At 70.9% G+C, this 17,832-nt stretch carries 17 protein-coding genes and 1 pseudogene; 9 read left to right on the forward strand and 9 right to left on the reverse strand.

Annotated elements, in window-relative coordinates:
• The first annotated feature begins 78 nt into the window (after window positions 1–78).
• The 4 genes from ACIRA5_RS40035 (at window position 79) to ACIRA5_RS40050 (ending at window position 4,857) form a co-directional block, all read left to right on the forward strand.
• Complete coding sequence (locus ACIRA5_RS40035; RefSeq protein ID WP_403699463.1) at window positions 79–1,473, forward strand: FtsW/RodA/SpoVE family cell cycle protein; 1,395 nt, start codon at window positions 79–81, stop codon at window positions 1,471–1,473.
• The gene (locus ACIRA5_RS40040) at window positions 1,470–2,924 is read left to right on the forward strand and encodes a penicillin-binding transpeptidase domain-containing protein (protein WP_403699466.1); all 1,455 of its coding nucleotides are present in this window, start codon (window positions 1,470–1,472) and stop codon (window positions 2,922–2,924) included. The genes ACIRA5_RS40035 and ACIRA5_RS40040 overlap by 4 nt, the downstream gene beginning before the upstream one ends.
• 131 nt (window positions 2,925–3,055) lie before the next feature.
• Window positions 3,056–4,126, forward strand: coding sequence for a permease (locus ACIRA5_RS40045; protein ID WP_403699469.1), 1,071 nt, complete (start codon window positions 3,056–3,058; stop codon window positions 4,124–4,126).
• Window positions 4,123–4,857, forward strand: coding sequence for a TIGR03943 family putative permease subunit (locus ACIRA5_RS40050; protein WP_403699472.1), 735 nt, complete (start codon window positions 4,123–4,125; stop codon window positions 4,855–4,857). Before ACIRA5_RS40045 ends, ACIRA5_RS40050 begins: the two co-directional genes overlap by 4 nt.
• 15 nt (window positions 4,858–4,872) lie before the next feature.
• Here ACIRA5_RS40050 and ACIRA5_RS40055 read toward each other — a convergent pair.
• Together ACIRA5_RS40055 and ACIRA5_RS40060 are read right to left on the reverse strand one after the other, a co-directional pair.
• A pseudogene (locus tag ACIRA5_RS40055) lies at window positions 4,873–5,235 on the reverse strand (ADP-ribosylglycohydrolase family protein); the annotation flags it as partial.
• A gap of 119 nt (window positions 5,236–5,354) precedes the next feature.
• The gene (locus ACIRA5_RS40060) at window positions 5,355–6,461 is read right to left on the reverse strand and encodes a ferritin-like domain-containing protein (protein ID WP_403699475.1); all 1,107 of its coding nucleotides are present in this window, start codon (window positions 6,459–6,461) and stop codon (window positions 5,355–5,357) included.
• A 150-nt stretch (window positions 6,462–6,611) separates the two neighbouring features.
• Here ACIRA5_RS40060 and ACIRA5_RS40065 point away from each other — a divergent pair, with 150 nt between their 5' ends.
• The 4 genes from ACIRA5_RS40065 (at window position 6,612) to ACIRA5_RS40080 (ending at window position 9,877) form a co-directional block, all read left to right on the forward strand.
• Window positions 6,612–7,541, forward strand: coding sequence for a diiron oxygenase (locus ACIRA5_RS40065; protein ID WP_403699478.1), 930 nt, complete (start codon window positions 6,612–6,614; stop codon window positions 7,539–7,541).
• Between the two features lie 85 nt (window positions 7,542–7,626).
• Window positions 7,627–8,352, forward strand: coding sequence for a TetR/AcrR family transcriptional regulator (locus ACIRA5_RS40070; RefSeq protein WP_403699481.1), 726 nt, complete (start codon window positions 7,627–7,629; stop codon window positions 8,350–8,352).
• Window positions 8,353–8,377: 25 nt separating this feature from the next.
• Window positions 8,378–8,686 (forward strand): hypothetical protein, encoded by a 309-nt coding sequence (locus ACIRA5_RS40075; RefSeq protein WP_352046030.1) that lies wholly within the window; start codon window positions 8,378–8,380, stop codon window positions 8,684–8,686.
• A 102-nt stretch (window positions 8,687–8,788) separates the two neighbouring features.
• Window positions 8,789–9,877: an NlpC/P60 family protein gene (locus ACIRA5_RS40080; protein WP_403699484.1), complete on the forward strand. Its 1,089-nt coding sequence runs from the start codon at window positions 8,789–8,791 to the stop codon at window positions 9,875–9,877.
• A gap of 15 nt (window positions 9,878–9,892) precedes the next feature.
• Here the strand turns inward: ACIRA5_RS40080 and ACIRA5_RS40085 are convergent, their stop codons facing one another.
• Genes ACIRA5_RS40085 through ACIRA5_RS40105 form a run of 5 tightly spaced genes read right to left on the reverse strand, consistent with a single transcriptional unit; the run spans window position 9,893 to window position 15,606 of the window.
• On the reverse strand, window positions 9,893–11,146 hold the full coding sequence (locus ACIRA5_RS40085) for a styrene monooxygenase/indole monooxygenase family protein (protein WP_403699487.1): 1,254 nt from the start codon (window positions 11,144–11,146) through the stop codon (window positions 9,893–9,895).
• 24 nt (window positions 11,147–11,170) lie between these two features.
• A complete protein-coding gene (locus ACIRA5_RS40090) occupies window positions 11,171–11,845 on the reverse strand; it encodes a GTP-binding protein (RefSeq protein WP_403699490.1) in 675 nt (224 codons plus the stop codon).
• Window positions 11,826–12,233, reverse strand: a complete 408-nt coding sequence (locus ACIRA5_RS40095) for a DUF742 domain-containing protein (protein WP_403699493.1) — start codon at window positions 12,231–12,233, stop codon at window positions 11,826–11,828. The genes ACIRA5_RS40090 and ACIRA5_RS40095 overlap by 20 nt, the downstream gene beginning before the upstream one ends.
• The gene (locus tag ACIRA5_RS40100) at window positions 12,230–12,733 is read right to left on the reverse strand and encodes a roadblock/LC7 domain-containing protein (RefSeq protein ID WP_403699496.1); all 504 of its coding nucleotides are present in this window, start codon (window positions 12,731–12,733) and stop codon (window positions 12,230–12,232) included. Before ACIRA5_RS40100 ends, ACIRA5_RS40095 begins: the two co-directional genes overlap by 4 nt.
• Window positions 12,730–15,606, reverse strand: a complete 2,877-nt coding sequence (locus tag ACIRA5_RS40105) for a nitrate- and nitrite sensing domain-containing protein (RefSeq protein WP_403699499.1) — start codon at window positions 15,604–15,606, stop codon at window positions 12,730–12,732. The genes ACIRA5_RS40100 and ACIRA5_RS40105 overlap by 4 nt, the downstream gene beginning before the upstream one ends.
• 392 nt (window positions 15,607–15,998) lie before the next feature.
• Between ACIRA5_RS40105 and ACIRA5_RS40110 the strand changes: the two genes are divergently transcribed.
• A complete protein-coding gene (locus ACIRA5_RS40110) occupies window positions 15,999–16,787 on the forward strand; it encodes a protein phosphatase 2C domain-containing protein (protein ID WP_403699502.1) in 789 nt (262 codons plus the stop codon).
• 18 nt (window positions 16,788–16,805) lie between these two features.
• Here ACIRA5_RS40110 and ACIRA5_RS40115 read toward each other — a convergent pair whose 3' ends face one another.
• Window positions 16,806–17,237 (reverse strand): MarR family winged helix-turn-helix transcriptional regulator, encoded by a 432-nt coding sequence (locus ACIRA5_RS40115; protein WP_403699505.1) that lies wholly within the window; start codon window positions 17,235–17,237, stop codon window positions 16,806–16,808.
• A gap of 12 nt (window positions 17,238–17,249) precedes the next feature.
• Complete coding sequence (locus ACIRA5_RS40120; RefSeq protein WP_403699508.1) at window positions 17,250–17,768, reverse strand: MarR family winged helix-turn-helix transcriptional regulator; 519 nt, start codon at window positions 17,766–17,768, stop codon at window positions 17,250–17,252.
• Window positions 17,769–17,832: the final 64 nt, after the last annotated feature.

Raw genomic sequence — 17,832 nt, forward strand, 5'->3', positions numbered from 1 at the left:
CCGGGTCGCGCTCACCGGATCTGCCCGTTTGTCATCACCTAACGGGACATCAGGTTCGGCGCTTGCTACGTTCCGGACATGATTCAGCCCGGAATGCCCGGAATTCCCGGTACGCGGGGAACGACCGTGGCAGCGGACCCGCCCACCCCCGCTGTCCGCCTGCCCCGGCGCCGTGGCATCGAGTTCACCCTGATCGTCATGGCCGTACTGCTGTCCGTGTTCGGCTACTGCGCGGTCGGATACGCCCGGCACGGCACCCTCCCGCCCGGCGCCGCCGTCTACGGCGCCGGGCTCGGCGTGCTCGCGCTCCTCGCGCATGTCGCGGTGCGGCTGCGGGCGCCGTACGCCGATCCGCTGCTGCTGCCCATCGCCGTCCTGCTCAACGGCCTGGGCCTGGTACTGATCTACCGCCTGGACCTGGAGACCCCGGGCGACCGGGCCGCCCCCATCCAGCTCGTCTGGTCGACGCTCGGCGTCTCGCTCTTCATCGCGGCCGTCCTCTTCCTGCGCGACCACCGCGTCCTGCAGCGCTACACCTACGTCTCGGTCGTCACGGCGCTGGGCCTGCTGATCCTGCCCATCCTCTTCCCCGCCGTGAACGGCGCCCGGATCTGGATCCGGATGGCCGGGTTCTCCATCCAGCCGGGCGAGTTCGCGAAGGTGCTGCTCGCGGTCTTCTTCGCCGGCTACCTCGCGGCCAACCGCAACGCGCTCGCCTACGCGGGCCGCCCCGTCTGGCGGTTCAAGCGGCTCCAGCTCCCCACCGGCCGGGTCCTCGGCCCGATCGTCGCGATCTGGCTGCTGAGCGTGCTGGTCCTGGTCCTGGAGCGGGACCTCGGCACCTCGTTGCTGTTCTTCGGCCTCTTCGTGATCATGCTGTACGTCGCCACCGGCCGCACCGGCTGGATCGCCGTGGGCCTGCTGCTCGCCTGTGTGGGCGCGGTCGCCGTCGGCTGGCTGGAACCGCACGTCCACAGCCGGGTGCAGGACTGGCTGCACCCCTTCGCGACGATCGAGGCGGGCCAGGGGCCGAACCAGCTCGCCCAGTCCCTGTTCGCGTTCGCCGCGGGCGGGATGATGGGCACCGGCCTCGGGCTCGGCCACTCCATCCTCATCGGATTCGCCGCCAAGTCGGACTTCATCCTGGCCACCGCGGGCGAGGAACTGGGCCTCTTCGGACTCTGTGCGATCTTCCTCCTCTACGGGCTCCTCGTGGAACGCGGCTACCGCGCCGGCCTCGCCCTGCGCGACCCCTTCGGACGGCTCCTCGCCATCGGCCTCGCCTCGATCGTGGCGCTCCAGGTCTTCGTGATCGCGGGAGGCGTGACCGGGCTGATCCCGCTGACCGGGATGGCGATGCCGTTCCTCGCCCAGGGCGGCTCCTCGGTCGTCACCAACTGGATCATCGTGGCGCTGCTGATCCACGTCAGCGACTCGGCACGCAGCCAGTACGACGGGACGGCGGCGCCATGACCAAGTACATCCGCCGGGCCGCCGCGCTCTGCGCGGTACTGCTGCTGGCGCTCCTCGTCAACGCCACCCGCGTCCAGGTCTTCCAGGCCGGGGCGTACGACGACAACCCGGCCAACCGCCGCCAGACGATCGCCCGCTACGGCCAGCCGCGCGGTGACATCCTCGTCGGGGGCCGGACGGTCACCGGCTCCAGGGACAGCGGCCAGCAGCTCCGCTACGAACGGACGTACACGGACGGCCCGTTGTACGCGCCCGTGACCGGCTTCGCCTCGCAGGTGTACGGGACGACATTCCTGGAGAACTCCGAGGACGGCATCCTCTCCGGCAGCGACCCGCTCCTCTCCCCCTTCCCCCTGTGGAACGACGCCACCCGCGCCCGGAACCCCGCCGGCAAGGTGCTCACGACGATCGACCCCGCCGCACAGCGCGCCGCGTACCGGGGTCTCGGTTCGCGGCGCGGGGCGGTGGCCGCCATCGAGCCGTCCACGGGCAAGATCCTCGCGCTGGTCTCCACCCCGTCGTACGACCCCGGGGAGCTGTCCGGGACAGGCAGGGCGGTCACGCACGCCTGGGAGCGGCTGAACGGGGCGGCGGACAAGCCCATGCTCAACCGGGCGATCCGGCAGACCTATCCGCCCGGGTCGACGTTCAAGGTGGTGACGGCCGCGGCGGCCCTCGACGCGGGGGTGGTGACGGACCTCGACACATCGACCACCTCCCCGGACCCCTACCGGCTGCCCGGCACCACGACCCGGCTGACGAACGAGATCGAAGGCTGCGAGGACGCCTCACTGCGTTACGCCTTCGAGTGGTCCTGCAACACGGTCTTCGCCAAGCTGGGCGTGGACGTGGGACTGAGCGACATGACCCGCACGGCGGCGGACTTCGGTTTCAACGACCGCCTGCGGATCCCCTTCTCCGTCGCCCCCAGCAACTTCGACACGACACTCGACAAGGCGCAGCTCGCGCTCTCCTCCATCGGCCAGTTCAACACCCGCGCCACTCCCCTCCAGATGGCGATGATCTCGGCGGCCGTCGCGGGCGGCGGGTCCGTCAAAACGCCCTATCTGGTGGAGAAGACGACCACCCGGAGCGACAGCACGGTGTCGTCGACCGGTCCCCGCACGCTCCACCAGGCGATGAACCCGGCGACCGCCATGCGGATGCGCGAGCTGATGACCGACGTGGTGACGGAGGGCACCGGCACCAACGCCGCGATTCCCGGAGCGACGGTCGGCGGCAAGACCGGGACCGCCCAGCACGGCATCGACAACCTGGGGATGCCGTACGCCTGGTTCATCTCCTGGGCCCAGGCGGACGGCACGATGGAGCCCGCGGTGGCGGTCGCGGTCGTCGTCGAGGACGCGGCGGCCGACCGCGGGGACATCAGCGGGGGCGGGGACGCGGCGCCGATCGCTAAGGCGGTGATGGAGGCGGTTCTCGGGTTCTGAGACGGGAGTTGGGGCCGCCCCTCGGGAATGAACGCCCCCGCCTGAACGGACGTACCCATACGGGCGTATTTATGGGGAGGGGAACCCACCCACGAGATTCCAGCCCGTGCCCTGCCGGAGGTACCTCGCCCGTGAGCATCACCAAAGCGGCCCCGCCCGGGGCCGACCACCGCGACGCGGACGCACCGGACGGTCCACGGGAACCGACGGACGCACCGGACGGTCCGAGGGAGCAGGCGGCCGCATCCCAGGGCTGGCAGTTCAACTCGCCGCTCGTCCTGGTCATGCTGCTGCTCGTCCTGGTGGTGGCGCAGGGGCCGATCCGCCGGGCGCTGTCGGCGCCGGTGATGCAGAGCTGGATGACCGTGTTCGTCGCGGTGGTCTGCCAGGCGCTGCCCTTCCTCGTGCTCGGTGTGATGCTGTCGGCGGTCATCGCGGTGTTCGTGCCGCCGACGTTCTTCGCCCGGGCGCTGCCCAAGCGGCCCGCGCTGGCCGTGCCGGTCGCCGGGATGGCCGGGGCGGTGCTGCCCGGCTGCGAGTGCGCGTCGGTACCGGTGGCGGGGGCGCTGGTACGGCGGGGGGTCACGCCCGCGGCGGCGCTGGCGTTCCTGCTGTCGGCGCCCGCGATCAACCCGATCGTGCTGACGGCCACCGCCGTCGCGTTCCCCCGCAACCCCGAGATGGTCCTCGCCCGGTTCGTGGCAAGCCTGCTCGTGGCCTGCGTGATGGGGTGGCTGTGGCAGCGGCTGGGGCGGGCGGACTGGATGCGGCCGCCGGCCCGGCCCTCGCACGAGGGGCTCGGCAAGGGCGCCGCGTTCTGGGACTCCGTACGGCACGACGTGATGCACGCCGGCGGGTTCCTCGTCATCGGGGCGATGGCAGCGGCCACGCTGAAGGCCGTCGTCCCGGCGACCTGGCTGCACGCCGCGGCCGCCAACCCGGTGGTGGCGATCCTCGCCCTCGCGGTCCTCGCCGTGCTGCTGTCCATCTGCTCCGAGGCCGACGCGTTCGTCGTCTCCTCGCTGACCCAGTTCTCGCTGACCGCGCGGCTGGCCTTCCTCGTGGTGGGACCGATGATCGACCTGAAACTCTTCGCCATGCAGGCAGGCACGTTCGGCCGCGGGTTCGCCCTGCGGTTCGCGCCCGCCACCTTCGCCCTGGCCATCCTCGGCTCGGTCCTCGTCGGGACGGTGCTGCTGTGAACCGGCAGGCACAGGCGGCGGTCCTGTTCCTCGTCGGCGCGGCGGTCCTGCACGCGGGACTCACCGACCTCTACCTGCGCTACGTCAAGGCGGGGTTGCGGCCGTTGCTGCTGGCCGCCGGGGTCGTGCTGATCATGGCGGCGGTGGCGACGGTCTGGTACGAGCGACGGGGCCGGGGCGAAGCCGGGCACGGCGAGGGCGACGACGGGCACGGGCACGTCCACCGCGAACCCCGTGTCGCCTGGCTCCTCGTCCTCCCCCTCCTCGCCCTGATCCTGGTCTCCCCGCCCGCGCTGGGTTCCTACAGCGCCATGCACGCCGGTACGGCCCTACAGGCGCCCCTGGCCTACCCGTCCCTGCCGGCCACCGACCCGCTCCCGCTCGGCGTCGTCGACTACGCGGGCCGCGCCGCCTACGACCACGGCCGTACCCTGGCCCACCGGCGGGTCGAAGTCACCGGCTTCGTCGCCCTTGCCAAGGACGGCACCCCGTACCTGGTCCGGATGGCCCTCAACTGCTGTGCCGCCGACGCCCAACCGGTCAAGATCGGCCTGACCGGCCACATCCCGCCCGTCCTTCAGCCCGACACCTGGCTCCAGGTCACCGGTACCTACACCGCCAAGCAGACCAAGGACCCCGTCAACGACGGCCGCATCCCGTTCCTCGACGTCACCGCGGCCAAACCGGTCCCGACCCCGCACGACCCCTACGACGAGAGCTGGAACAACTGAGGCGGGCCGGGCCGACTACCCGGCGCCGGGTACCGCCTCGCGGCGGCTCAGCCATTCCTCGGGCACGTGCCCCACTCCCGTACGGGCACCCACGATGCCGCCCGTGATGGCGCAGGCCGTGTCGACGTCGCCGAAGCCCTCCGCCGTGCTCCACAGGGCCGAGGTCGGGTCGTCGGGGTGACGCGCGGCGCACCGGACGGCGAAGGGGATCGCGGGCGCGGTGCCCTCCGGATGGGCATGGATCACCTCTGCCGAGAGCGTCGCCTGTGCGATCACCAGACGCAGGTCGCGCCGGAACCAGGCGCCCAACGGGGCCACCCGCATCGCCGCGCCGTTGCCCAGGGCCAGGCCCTCCAGGCTCCGGCGGGCCAGGGCGCGCGGGGTGAGACGGGGGTTCGGGGCGAAGGTCATGATGTGAGCACGCCGGTCCGGGCGGACCGGCGCACGCGTGTTCGTGCAAGGCTTTCCGGCGGTTCGCCCTACGAGCCCTCACCGCCCTACGAGCCCTCACCCTTCTCGATCATCTCCTCCACCTCCGCCACCCGTTCCCTCTCCTCCGCCGCGAACCGCTCCGCGTCCAACCGCTCGGCCACCTCCTCGTCCTGGGCCATCAGCAGGTCGAGGTTGGAGTCGCCCATCTCGAAGACGCCCATGTCGACGTACGCCCGCTGGAGGCGTTCGCCCCACAGGCCGATGTCCTTGACGCACGGGACGATGCGGCTGAAGAGCAACTGGCGGAAGAGGCGCAGGAATTCGGACTGTTCGCTGTATTCCTCGGCCTCGGCCTTGGGAATACCGAAGTTCTCCAGGACCTCGACGCCGCGCAGCCGGTCCCGCATCAAGTAGCAGCCCTCGATGACGAATTCCTCGCGTTCACGGAGTTCGGCGTCGGAGAGTTGCGTGTAGTAGTCGCGCAGCGCCATCCGGCCGAAGGCCACATGGCGGGCCTCGTCCTGCATCACGTAGGCGAGGATCTGTTTGGGGAGGGGCTTGTCGGTGGTGTCCCTGATCATGCCGAAGGCCGCCAGGGCCAGGCCCTCTATGAGGACCTGCATCCCGAGGTACGGCATGTCCCAGCGGGAGTCCCGGAGGGTGTCGCCGAGGAGCGACTGCAGGTTGTCGTTGATCGGGTAGAGCATCCCGATCTTCTCCTGCAGGAAGCGGGCGTATATCTCGGCGTGGCGGGCCTCGTCCATGGTCTGGGTGGCCGAGTAGAACTTCGCGTCCAGGTCGGGGACCGACTCGACGATGCGCGCGGCGCAGACCATGGCCCCTTGCTCACCGTGCAGGAACTGGCTGAACTGCCAGGACGTGTAGTGCTTGCGCAGCTCGCCCTTGTCCCGGTCGGTCATCTTCGCCCAGTACGGGGTCCCGTAGAGGGTCAGCGACTCGTCGGGGGTACCGAGAGCGTCATGGGGGTCGACCTCCAGGTCCCAGTCGATTCTCTTCCGACCGTCCCACTGTTTGTCCTTGCCCTTCTGGTAAAGGGCGAGGAGTCGGTCGCGGCCGTCGTCGTACTCCCAGCTGAAGCGTGCCGCCCCTGAGGCCGGTACCTGCCAGAGGGGGTCTCCCGGGTCCTTGGCGTACAGCTCGTGCGTCGGCATACCTCGCAGGCTCACACGAGGTAGACGCGTCGTCAACAAGTCGCGCGCAAGGGATTGACGAGCTTGCTGACAAGCAGTCTCATAAGTCGTGACCGTCGGTAACCCAGACGGATCCCGTGCCAGATCCCGTACGACGAGGTGGGAACAGCCATGACGACCGTGACGGAAGTGGATGTGCTGCGCGATGCGCTCGGTCTGCTCAAGGACCGGGAGCAGGTCGCCGAGCGGCTGCTCGACTCCTCCGCCAAACACTCCTTCGACCCGGACAAGGAGCTGGACTGGGACGCGCCCTTCGAGGAGGGCAAGTGGTTCTGGCCGCCGGAACTGGTGTCGCTGTACGACACCCCGCTGTGGAAGCGGATGGGCGAGGAGCAGCGGATTCTGCTCTCGCACCACGAGGCCGCCGCGCTGGCTTCACTGGGAATCTGGTTCGAGATCATTCTGATGCAGTTGCTGGTGCGGCACATTTACGACAAGGCGGCGACGAGTGCGCATGTGCGCTATGCGCTGACCGAGATCGAGGACGAGTGCCGGCACTCGAAGATGTTCGCCCGGCTGATCTCGCACGGTGGAACGCCGTACTACCCGGTGAGCCGGACACATCGGAATCTGGGGCGGGTCTTCAAGACCATCTCGACCACGCCCGGGTCCTTCACGGCGACTCTGCTCGGCGAGGAGATCCTCGACTGGATGCAGCGGCTGACCTTTCCGGACGAGCGGGTGCAGAGCCTGGTACGGGGGGTCACGCGCATCCACGTGGTGGAGGAGGCGCGGCACGTGCGGTACGCGCGGGAGGAGCTGCGGCGGCAGATGGTGACGGCGCCGCGGTGGTCGCAGGAGTTCACGCGGGTGACGTCGGGCGAGTTCGCCCGGATCTTCTCCGTCGCCTTCGTCAATCCCGAGGTCTACACGAACGTCGGCCTCGACCAGCGGGAGGCCGTGGCGCAGGTACAGGCGAGCGGGCACCGGCGGGAGGTCATGCAGACCGGCGCCAAACGGCTGACCGACTTCCTGGACGACATCGGGGTGCTGCGGGGGGTCGGACGGCGACTGTGGAAGGCGTCGGGGCTGCTGGCCTGAGGGCCGGGGCGCCGGGTGCCGGTGGGGGGGTCGGGGCCGGCCGCGGGTGGGAGGGGGCTCGTGTCCTGGCCGTTACGCTGCCGATATGACCTCGCAGGCTCCCACCCCCGCATACCGTCGGCTGAGTGTCGAGGAGCGGCGCTCACAGCTCCTCGAGGCGGCGCTGTCCCTTTTCGCGCACCGGGCACCCGAGGAGGTCTCGCTCGACGACGTGGCGGAGGCGGCGGGCGTGTCACGGCCTCTTGTGTACCGGTACTTCCCGGGCGGCAAGCAGCAGCTGTACGAGGCTGCCCTGCGGTCCGCCGCGGAGGATCTGGAGCACTGTTTCGCGGAGCCCCCCGAAGGGCCGTTGAGCGAGCGGCTGGCCCGGGCCCTGGACCGGTACCTGGCGTTCGTGGACCAGCACGACGCCGGGTTCACCGCGTTGCTTCAGGGAGGCAGTGTCGTCGAGACCTCCAGGACGACGGCCATAGTGGACGGCGTGCGGCGGGCGGCGGCGGAGCACATTCTGGATCATCTGGGCGTGAAGGATCCGGGGCGACGGCTGCGGATGACCGTGCGGATGTGGATCACGGCGGTGGAGGGCGCCTCGCTGAGCTGGCTGGACGGGGGCAAGGAGCCGCCGTTGGACGAGCTGCGGGACTGGCTCGTGGAGCAGTTCGTGGCGATGCTCGTGGTCAGTGCCGGACGTGATCCGCAGACCGCCCGCGTGGTGCAGGCCGCGCTCGTCCTGGAGGAGCGGGAAGGGGCCCTGGGAAAGCTGGCCCGGGCGGTCCTTCCGGTGATCGGTGATGCCGCTCGGCTGCTGTGACGGACGCGTTTGTGACACTGGTGCCGTGAAGAGCGAAGACACCCCCTTCGAGGGCGGCCCGCTGGACGGGCGTGTGCTGCCCGTCCTGCTCGGTCTGACCGGACACCCACCGAAGGTGTACCGGGTTCCGGTTCCGGATGCCGACGGCGGCCCGCCGACCGTGCTCGTCTACCGACGGGTCCAGGCGCGGGTGAGCAAGCGGCTGGGGCTGCATCAGGCGTGGAAGTACGAGTACGACCCCTCGGGCGACGCGGGGAGCGGACGCAAGTGGCCGTGGTCCAAGCCCGGCGGCAAGGGTGCGGGAGCCACGCCGGAGTCCCACGCCGACGAGTGAGGTTCTTGGGCCGAACCGGCCAGTCGGCGCGCGCTCGGGATGCGCCTCCCTGATCCTGCCGGTGCGAGGTGGAGGTACCACCTCGGCACCGGAGGTGATGACGTGTCAGGAAGGCTTGTACGTCTGGCTTGTACGGCCGCGATGGCGTCGGGGGTGCTGCTGGCCGCCGCGCCGGCGGTGGTGGCCGCGCCGGATCCCGGGGCCGAAGAGCGGTCCGTGACCCAGCTGCTGACGGATCTTCAACAGCTCTACCAGGACGCCGAGCGCGCCACCGAGACGTACAACGCCACGGCGGAGAAGCTGAAGAAGCAGAAGGCCGAGGTCGCCCGGCTCGACGGGAACCTCGCCAGGGCCCGGCTCTCGCTGGACGACAGCCGCGCGGCGGCGGGGCGGCTCGCCCGGCAGCAGTACCAGAACAGCGGCGAGATCTCGTCGTACGTACGGCTGCTGCTCGCCCGTGATCCGCAGCACGCTCTGGACGAGGGGCACGTGATCGGACAGCTGGCACAGGAGCGGGTCGAGACCGTCGACCGGCTGCAGGGGACGGAGCGCAGGACCGACGGTCTTGCACGGAAGGCGCGCAAGGCACTCGACGGTCAACTCGCTCTCGCCGAACGGCAGAAGAAGGAGCGCGACGACGTGCGGGGGCGGCTCAAGGACGTCGAGCGGCTGCTCGCCTCGCTCAGCGCCGGTCAGCTCTCCGAGCTCGCCCGGCTGGAGAAGTCGGGAGTCGCCGAGGCGCAGCAGAAGTTCGTGGCGTCAGGGGCGCTCAGCAGTGCGCGGCCGCCCACGCAGGAGGGCGAGAAGGCGGTGCGGTACGCCGTGAAGCAGATCGGGAAGCCGTACGTGTGGGGGGCCGAGGGTCCCGGGGCGTACGACTGCTCGGGGCTCACTTCGCAGGCCTGGGTGCACGCCGGGCGGCCCATCCCCCGGACCAGCCAGGAGCAGTGGGCCCAGTTGCCCCACATTCCGCTGAGCGAGCTTCGCCCCGGGGATCTGGTGATCTACTTCCCCGAGGCCACCCATGTCGCCCTGTACCTGGGGGACGGCCTGGTCGTGCAGGCCCCGAGACCGGGAACCGACGTCAAGGTCTCCCCCATCGCCGCCAACCCGTTGCTCGGGGCCGTCCGCCCGGACCCGGACGGAAAGCCCCTGCGGCACTACACACCACCGAGGCTCGCGTCCCATTAGAAGTACCCGACAGGCTCAGGCCCCGGCCACGGAGGCCAGGTACGCCTCGGTCTTCTCGGGCTCATAGAAGAAGTTCTCGAAGTCCGCAGGGTCGTTGAACCCGTTGGCGAAACGATGCGCCACCGCCGGAATCTGCCCCCCGGCCCCGATCAGGTTGAGGACGTGCTCCGGCGGCACGCCCAGCATGGCGTTCGTCCACTTCGTCACGTGCTGGGCCGTGTCCCAGTACCGGTCGAACGCGGACCGCATCCACGCCTCGTCGAACTCCTTGTCCTCGTGCTCGAGGATCGCGCCGAGGTACGCCGCCGCGCACTTGGAGGCGGAGTTGGAGCCCTGGCCGGTGATCGGGTCGTTGGCGACGACCACGTCGGCGACGCCCAGGACCAGGCCGCCGCCGGGAAGGCGGCCGATCGGGTTGCGGACGGTGGGGGCGTAGCGCCCGGACAGTGTTCCGCCCGCGTCGGTGAGTTCGACCTTGGTGGCCCGGGCGTACTCCCACGGCACGAACTTCTCCATGAGTTCCAGGGTCAGGGAGAGGTGTTCGGCGGGGTCCTTGATGCCGTTGAAGGCGTCGACCGGGCCGCCGGGTATGCCCTCCCAGAAAAGGATGTCCGCACGGCCGGTGGTGGTGAGGGTCGGCATGACGAAGAGCTCGCCGACGCCGGGGACCAGGTTGCAGCGGACCGCGTCGTAGTCGGGGTGCTCGGGGCGCGGGCCCAGACCGTGGACGTAGGCGACGGCGAGGGCGCGCTGCGGCTCCGCGTACGGGGAACGGGCGGCGTCCCGGCCGAACATGGAGACCAGCTCACCCTTGCCGGCCGACACCAGGACCAGGTCGTACGTACGGGCGAAGTAGTCCAGGTCGGAGACCGCCGCGCCGTGGATGACCAGTTGGCCACCGCGCTGGGCGAAGGTCTCCATCCAGCCGGCCATCTTCACCCGCTGGTCGACCGACTGCGCGTAGCCGTCGAGCCTGCCCACCCAGTCGATCGCCCGCTGGGTCGGACCGGGGTCGTGGGAGCCGGGGGCGGCGACCGAGACGCCGAGTCCTTCGATCTTCGGGGCCTGGGACTCCCAGAAGTTCAGCTGGAGATCGCGCTCGTGCTGGAGTGCCGTGTGGAACATGCACTGCGTCGACATGACGCGGCCGGTGCGGATCTCGTCCGCCGTCCGGTTCGACATCAGGGTGACCTCGTACCCGTGCGACTGGAGGCCGAGGGCAAGCTGGAGTCCGGACTGACCGGCTCCGACGACGAGTATCTTCCGCATGCGTGTCCTCACTCCGTGTACGTCTTATTCGGGGCTCACGTCGAGCGCGTGCCCCACCAGCGCGAGCAGGGTCTCTACGACCGTGATCCGGCGCCTGGCATCCATGATCATGACAGGTATGTGTGGGGGTACCGTGAGGGCCTCGCGCACGTCGTCGGCGTCGAACCGCTCGCTGCCGTCGAAGTGGTTGACCGCGACGACGTACGGCAGTCCGCAGCTCTCGAAATAGTCGAGCGCCGGGAAGCAGTCCTTGAGGCGGCGGGTGTCGGCGAGGACCACGGCGCCGATCGCGCCGCGCACCAGGTCGTCCCACATGAACCAGAACCGCTGCTGGCCCGGCGTCCCGAAGAGGTACAGGACCAGGTCGTCGGCGAGGGTGATGCGGCCGAAGTCCATGGCCACGGTCGTGGTCACTTTGTCCGGGGTGCCGGTGAGGTCGTCCGTCTCCTCGCTGGCCTGGGTCATCAGCGCCTCCGTCTGGAGGGGCGTGATCTCGGAGACCGCGGTCACCAGCGTGGTCTTGCCCACGCCGAAGCCGCCCGCCACCACGATCTTCGTCGCGATCGGAGCGCGGGTGCGGTCGGTCTGCCAGGCCTGGAGGTTCTCGTCGGACTCGGGCAGCGGCACCGGGGCCAGAGGCATCGGAGCCGAGGCGGGGGAGGCCGTTCTCGGCGCACCCTCAGAGACGACGGAGTCCATTCAGCACCCTTTCCAGCAGAGCGCGGTCCGGCTGTCCCGGGCCGTGACCTGTTCCGTACACACGGATCTTTCCCTGGTCCGCCAGGTCGCTCAGGAGGACGCGGACCACGCCCAGCGGCATCCTGAGGAGGGCGGCGATCTCGGCCACCGTACGCATCCGGCGGCAGAGTTCGACGATGGCCTGCATCTCGGGCATCACCCGGGTCGCGAGGGAGCTGTTGGTCAGCTCCTTGCGCTCCTCGGGGGCCTCGAGCGCCGCCACGAACGTCTCGACCAGCAGCACGTGCCCGAAACGGGTACGGCCGCCGGTGAGCGAGTACGGGCGCACGCGGGCCGGTTTGCGGTCCCCGCCACGTATGGGGAGCTTGGGCGCGGAGGAAGAACTCACTGGGCACTCCCCGTCGGCTTGGCTTCGAGTGACTGGCGTAGCTCGGTGCGGAGTTCGGGCGTCAGGACGTGTCCGGCGCGGCCGACGAAGAGCGCCATGTGGTACGCCACCACGCTCATGTCGCAGTCCGGGGCGCCGTGCACCCCGAGCAGCGAGCCGTCGCTGATCGACATGACGAAGAGGCTGCCCTCGTCCATCGCGACCATCGTCTGCTTCACCCCGCCCGCGTCCATCAGCTTGGCGGCGCCGATGGTGAGGCTGCCGATGCCGGAGACGATGGTGGCGAGGTCCGCGGAGGATCCCTTGGGGCCGGTGGGGCGCGCCTCCGCCCCGGTGCGGGCCTCCGCGTTCCTCCCGGGGTCGGAGGACAGCAGCAGCAGACCGTCTGAGGAGACGACCGCGACCGACTGGAGGCCCGGCACCTCCTCGACGAGGTTCGTCAGCAGCCAGTGCAGATTGCGGGCTTCACTGCTCAAACCGAAGGTACTGGGCGCGGTCAACTGCTTGCCTCCTCGACGGTGCCCCCCGATGCGTCTACTGCGTCCTGCTGTCGCACCGCGTCCTGCGCTTGGTCCTGCGCGGTGTTCCGTGCGGTGTGGTGCGGGGTGGGTGTCCGGGCCGTCTGTTCGGCGATCTCGGCCTCCACGTCGCGGCGGCCCTCCGTCGCGCCCCGGTGGAAGCCGCCGAGCCTGCGCCGCAGCGCCTCGGCGTCCACACCGCCGACGCGCGGCCGGGGAACCGGTGCGGGCGCCGAGATCTTCGGCGTCCGCTTGGGCAGTCCCTTGTCGGTGACCCGGTCCGTCTCCTCGTCCGACACCCGTTCGTGGGAGTCGGGGCCGATGGCGTAGGGGTCGGCCGTGGTGGCGGACACCGCGGGCTCGTGCGCCGGTGCCACCGGCTCGTCCGGCGGGACCAGCGGTGCCAGCAGCTCCATGGTGGTCTCGGAGAGCGTCGGCTCGGGGGCGTACGCCACCTGCGCGGCGGCGTCCGACCGTACGGCCTCCTCCGCGGCGGCGTCGCGTACGGCTTCCTCCGCGGCGGCGATCAGCGGGTCCTCGTCACCGGCGGGAGCGGTGGGAACGGCGGGGCTCGCCTGGCCCCGTGCCGTGAGGGCCGAACGGCCGTGCAACACGTTCGAGTTGGCCTCCGCGTCGGCGCCCGGGAGGACGACCGAGGGGGCGGCTCCGGCGACCGGGGAGGCCGAGGGGACCGTGACGGCGGGGGCGGTCGCGAGCAGCGTCTTGGGGAGGACGACCACGGCCGCGGTGCCCCCCTGCTTCTGCTCCCGCAGCTGTACGCGGACGCCGTGCCGGTGGGCGAGCCGGGCCACCACGTACAGACCGAGCCCGAGTCCCTCGCCGCTCTCCTGGTCGTAGGTGTCCTCCGGGTCGAACGCGGAGAGGCGGCCGTTGAGCTGGGCCATCCGGTCGGCGGCCATGCCGATGCCCTCGTCCTGCACGGAGAGCATCACCTCGCCGTTCTCCAGCAGCCAGCCGGAGACCTCGACGGGCAGGTCGGGTGGCGAGAACGAGGAGGCGTTCTCCAGGAGTTCGGCCACCAGGTGCGAGAGGTCGTCCGCGGCGAACCCGGCGAGGTGCGCGTGCGGCGGCAACACGGCGATACGGACGCGCTCGTACCGCTCGATCTCGCTGACCGCGGCCCGTACGACGTCGACCAGCGGGACGGGGCCCGCGTGGTGCTGGACGTGCTCGTGGCCGGCGAGGACGAGCAGGTTCTCGCTGTGGCGCCGCATGACGGTCGCGAAGTGGTCCAGCTTGAAGAGCGTGCCCAGCCGGTCCGGGTCCTGCTCGCGCTCCTCCAGTCCCTCGATGACCCCGAGCTGCCGCTCGACCAGGCCGAGGGTGCGCAGCGCGAGGTTGACGAAGGTGCCGTGGATGGTGCCGCGCACCTGCTCCAGGTGGGCCGCCGCGTCGGCGAGTTCCGCGCGCAGCCTGTCGCGCTCGTCGGCCATCAGCTGGCGCTGCCCGATGAGGTGCTTGCGGTCCGCTTCGAGGGTGGTCAGCCGTTCGTGGAGCGCGGCGGCGTGCGCGTGCAGCGCGTTGACGGAGCGGACCACCTGGGCGAACTCGTCGTTGCGCCCGGTGAACTTCACCGGCTCCTGCGCTCCCGGGTCCGCGGCGAGGCGGGCCGAGCCCAGACGCAGCACGGCCAGCGGGCGGGTGAGCGTGCGGGCCATGGCCATCGAGACGCCGACCGCGACCAGCAGCAGGGTGCCGATGAGGGCGATCCGGATCTCCAGCGCGGTGACGTCGTCGTCCCGCAGCCGCTCCAGGTCCTTGGTGCGGTGGTCGTTGAGCGAGGCCTCGGCGCCGCGCATCAGCTCGACGCGGGCGGAGAGCGCCGCGTCCACCTTGTTCGTGCTGGAGTCGAGCTCGGAGTCGGAGAGCGTCGGCTGGTCGGTGAGGTCGGTGAGGTACTTGTCCGCGGTCGTGACGTCGGGTCCGGTGACCGTGGAGTCGTACGAGGCCTTGGCGTCCTTGGGGGCCGTCTCGCGGAAGTCCGCGAGGGCCGCGTCCGAGCGGAGCCGGGCCTGCTGGGCGGCGGCGCTGAGCGCGTCGCGCTGCTTGGTGTCGGCGGGGGACGAGCCGCTGGTGGTGGAGGCCAGGCCGGTGATGGGGTTGATGACCGTCTGGGTGGTGCGCGGAATGCTGAGGGCCGCGAGGAGCAGTCCGCGGGCGGCGGCGGACTGCTGGACCGCGGAGTCCAGCTCGGCGAGGGCGTGCGCGCCGGAGCCCGCGCGGGGCGGCAGCTGCTCGGCCAGGTCCTCGGCGAGGGCGTGGAGTTCGGTGATGACGTCGGAGTACGCCTCGTGCGCTTCGAGAGCGGTGCTCTTGCCGGTGAGCGCCGCTCTGCGGGCGGTGCCGATGCCGTCCAGGTCCTTCAGGAGGACGGCGGGCGCGTCCTCGTCCGCCCGAACCTCGTCGACCTGCCGGTCGACCCGCGCGCTGCGCTGCTCGGAGGGCGCCTTGGACTTCGGCCGGCCCGCGGCGATGTACGAGGTGACCTCGTCGCGCTCGTCGGCCAGCGAGTGGGCGAGCGTCAGCGCCTGCTGGGTCCGCCCGGCGAGCGTCACCAGGTTCTGGGAGTCGTTCAGCTGCTCGGAGGCCGCGAGGACCGTGGGGGCTCCGGCGCCGGCGATGGCGGCCGCGACGACCGCCACGGCGACGATCAGCCGATTACGCACGCGAGCGGAGCGGCCCTTGCCCGCAGGGGTCTGCCCCGCGGCACCCGGCGTGCGCTCCGCGCCCCCTTCGGAGGCCGACTGCCCGGCTTCGGAGGCCGACTGCCCGGCTCCGGAGGCCGCCTGCTTGCCTGTGCGCCGAGACCGCATCTTCTGCACCGGTGCTCGCATTCCTGACTCGTGTACCCAAGGGCCCGGGTGACGTTCCGTCAACTGGGCGTCCGCCCTCCCCAAGCTCTCGACTTCGCTCGAGCAGGGGGTGTCCCATCGGCTCCCGACCCTCCCAGTGCCGGTGGGCAGTGGTCCCGCATCGTCCGGCCCGCCACCCGAAGGAGTGAACCCCGGACGGGAGTTGGCGGGCAAGTTCCTCTGGCGCGTGCGGCCCCCTTGCGCGGCGGGCCGGTTGGACGTCTGCGGCGCGCTTTGGCAATATTCGCCGCCACGCCTTGCCGGAGTCGATCATTCCGTGCCAAACCCGGCGGCTGAGCTGCTGGTCCGCACCGGTCCTGCGACCGTTGCCAGCCTTTCGTGGACCTTGTGAAGGGCTGGTGCAGACTGGCTGGATGCGCACCGAACTAGTCTCCGAGCCGGGTGACCCGGCCCGCCCCAATGAGGACTTCGCATCGGTCGGCCTTCCGGCGTCAGGGCAAGGAGGATCACTGGTCGTCCTCGACGGCGTGACTCCCCCGCCGGGCGACGACGGCTGTCTGCATTCCGTCCACTGGTTCTCCGCGCGCCTCGGCGGAGCCCTGACCGAACTGTCCGTTTCCCGCCGGGATCTGACCTTGGCGGAGATCCTTTCCCGGTCCATCCGGCGCACTTCCGAGGCCCACTCCGACACCTGTGACCTTTCTCACCCGCGCACGCCCCAGGCAACCGTGGTCCTCGCCCGCTGGTCAGCCGACCTCGTCGAGTACCTGGTCCTCTCGGACTCGGCCCTTTTGCTGGAGTCCCCGGCGGGCGAGGTGACACCGGTCCTGGACGGCCGCCTCACCCGTGTCCCCCGCGCCTCTCTCGCCTCGGACGCGATCGCCGACGCGACCGTCCGCAACAAGGAGGGGGGCTTCTTCACGGCCGCCGCCGATCCGTCGGTCGCGGCCCGGGCGGTGACGGGGACCGTGCCCCGGGCCGAGGTCCGTGCACTGGCCGCCCTGACGGACGGCGCGACCCGCTGGGTGGAGAAGTTCGAGGAGGACGACTGGGGCGGCCTGTTCACCCTCGTCCGCAAGGAGGGCGCCCAGGCCCTCGTGGACCGCGTACGGACGCTGGAGCGGGCCGACGCCGAGACGCGGGCACGGCTGAGGCGGAGCAAGACGCACGACGACGCGACGGTGGTCTTCGTGGAGTGGTGAGCGGGGCGGATCGGAGTGTTATTTCTCCATGCCCTGGTTCAGCTGGTGGAGCAATCGGGCCAGTTCGGCGACCTCGCCCGGGTCCCAGCCCGCGAGTTCACGGACGTACCGTGCCCGGCGCGCCTCCCGCACCGTACGGAACCGGTGCCGGCCCTCGTCCGTGAGACGGACGAGCCAGGCACGCCCGTCGACGGGGTCGGGCTCACGGGCGACCAGACCGAGCTCCTCCAGGGCATGGAGCTGACGGGACATCGTCGCCTTGCCCACGCCGATGTACGCGGCCAGTTCGGTGGCGCGCTGGCGGCCGCACTCGTCGAGGCGGAAGAGGAGCCCGTACGCGGAGGACTCCAGGTCGGGATGGACCGCGCGGGCCATCTCGCCGGAACTGGCCCGGGCACGCCGCAGCAACAGGGTCAGCTCCCGCTCCAGCGCGGGGAATTCCTGGTCCACGCCCGCCTCCTCCTACTTCTCCATGCCGAGGTTCAGCTGGTGCAGCAGCCGCGCCAGCTCCGCGACCTCGCGAGGATCCCAGTGGGCGAGCTCGCTCACGTACCGGGCGCGCCGCGCCTCACGCACCTGGCCGACCCGGCCGCGGCCCTCCTCGGTGAGGTGGACGAGCCAGGCACGGCCGTCGGCGGGGTCGGGCTCACGGGCGATGAGGCCGAGCTCCTCCAGGGCGCGCAGCTGGCGGGACATGGTGGCCTTGCCGACGCCGATGTAGGCGGCCAGTGCGGTGGCACGCTGGCGGCCCCACTCGTCGAGGCGTACGAGGAGTCCGTACGCGGCGGACTCCAGGTCCGGATGCACCTCGCGGGCCATCTCGCCCTGGTTGGCGCGGGCACGGCGCAGGAACACGGTCAACTCGCGCTCCAGGGAGAGGAATTCCGGGTCCGGGCCGCCGTGCGCGGCGGGCTGGTCCACACCCCTGCCCGGCCCGTCGAGGCCGGCCGGCCGCCGGCCTCCGTTCCTGTCCTCGCGCACGTCTGCCCCTCACCCGGTTTCCCGACTCTGAAAGTTTCCGCCAACGGTGGCCATAGCCACAGCT

The organism is Streptomyces sp. NPDC096311 (genome assembly GCF_044763085.1).
Taxonomy (GTDB): domain Bacteria; phylum Actinomycetota; class Actinomycetes; order Streptomycetales; family Streptomycetaceae; genus Streptomyces.

Excerpts from the sequence above, each read along its gene's own strand:
- ACIRA5_RS40060 (WP_403699475.1), bottom strand. The coding sequence starts at position 6,461 with ATGCCGACGCACGAGCTGTACGCCAAGGACCCGGGAGACCCCCTCTGG.
- ACIRA5_RS40035 (WP_403699463.1), top strand. The coding sequence starts at position 79 with ATGATTCAGCCCGGAATGCCCGGAATTCCCGGTACGCGGGGAACGACC.
- ACIRA5_RS40070 (WP_403699481.1), top strand. The coding sequence starts at position 7,627 with ATGACCTCGCAGGCTCCCACCCCCGCATACCGTCGGCTGAGTGTCGAG.
- ACIRA5_RS40085 (WP_403699487.1), bottom strand. The coding sequence starts at position 11,146 with ATGCGGAAGATACTCGTCGTCGGAGCCGGTCAGTCCGGACTCCAGCTT.
- ACIRA5_RS40040 (WP_403699466.1), top strand. The coding sequence starts at position 1,470 with ATGACCAAGTACATCCGCCGGGCCGCCGCGCTCTGCGCGGTACTGCTG.
- ACIRA5_RS40065 (WP_403699478.1), top strand. The coding sequence starts at position 6,612 with ATGACGACCGTGACGGAAGTGGATGTGCTGCGCGATGCGCTCGGTCTG.
- ACIRA5_RS40110 (WP_403699502.1), top strand. The coding sequence starts at position 15,999 with ATGCGCACCGAACTAGTCTCCGAGCCGGGTGACCCGGCCCGCCCCAAT.
- ACIRA5_RS40105 (WP_403699499.1), bottom strand. The coding sequence starts at position 15,606 with ATGCGAGCACCGGTGCAGAAGATGCGGTCTCGGCGCACAGGCAAGCAG.
- ACIRA5_RS40090 (WP_403699490.1), bottom strand. The coding sequence starts at position 11,845 with ATGGACTCCGTCGTCTCTGAGGGTGCGCCGAGAACGGCCTCCCCCGCC.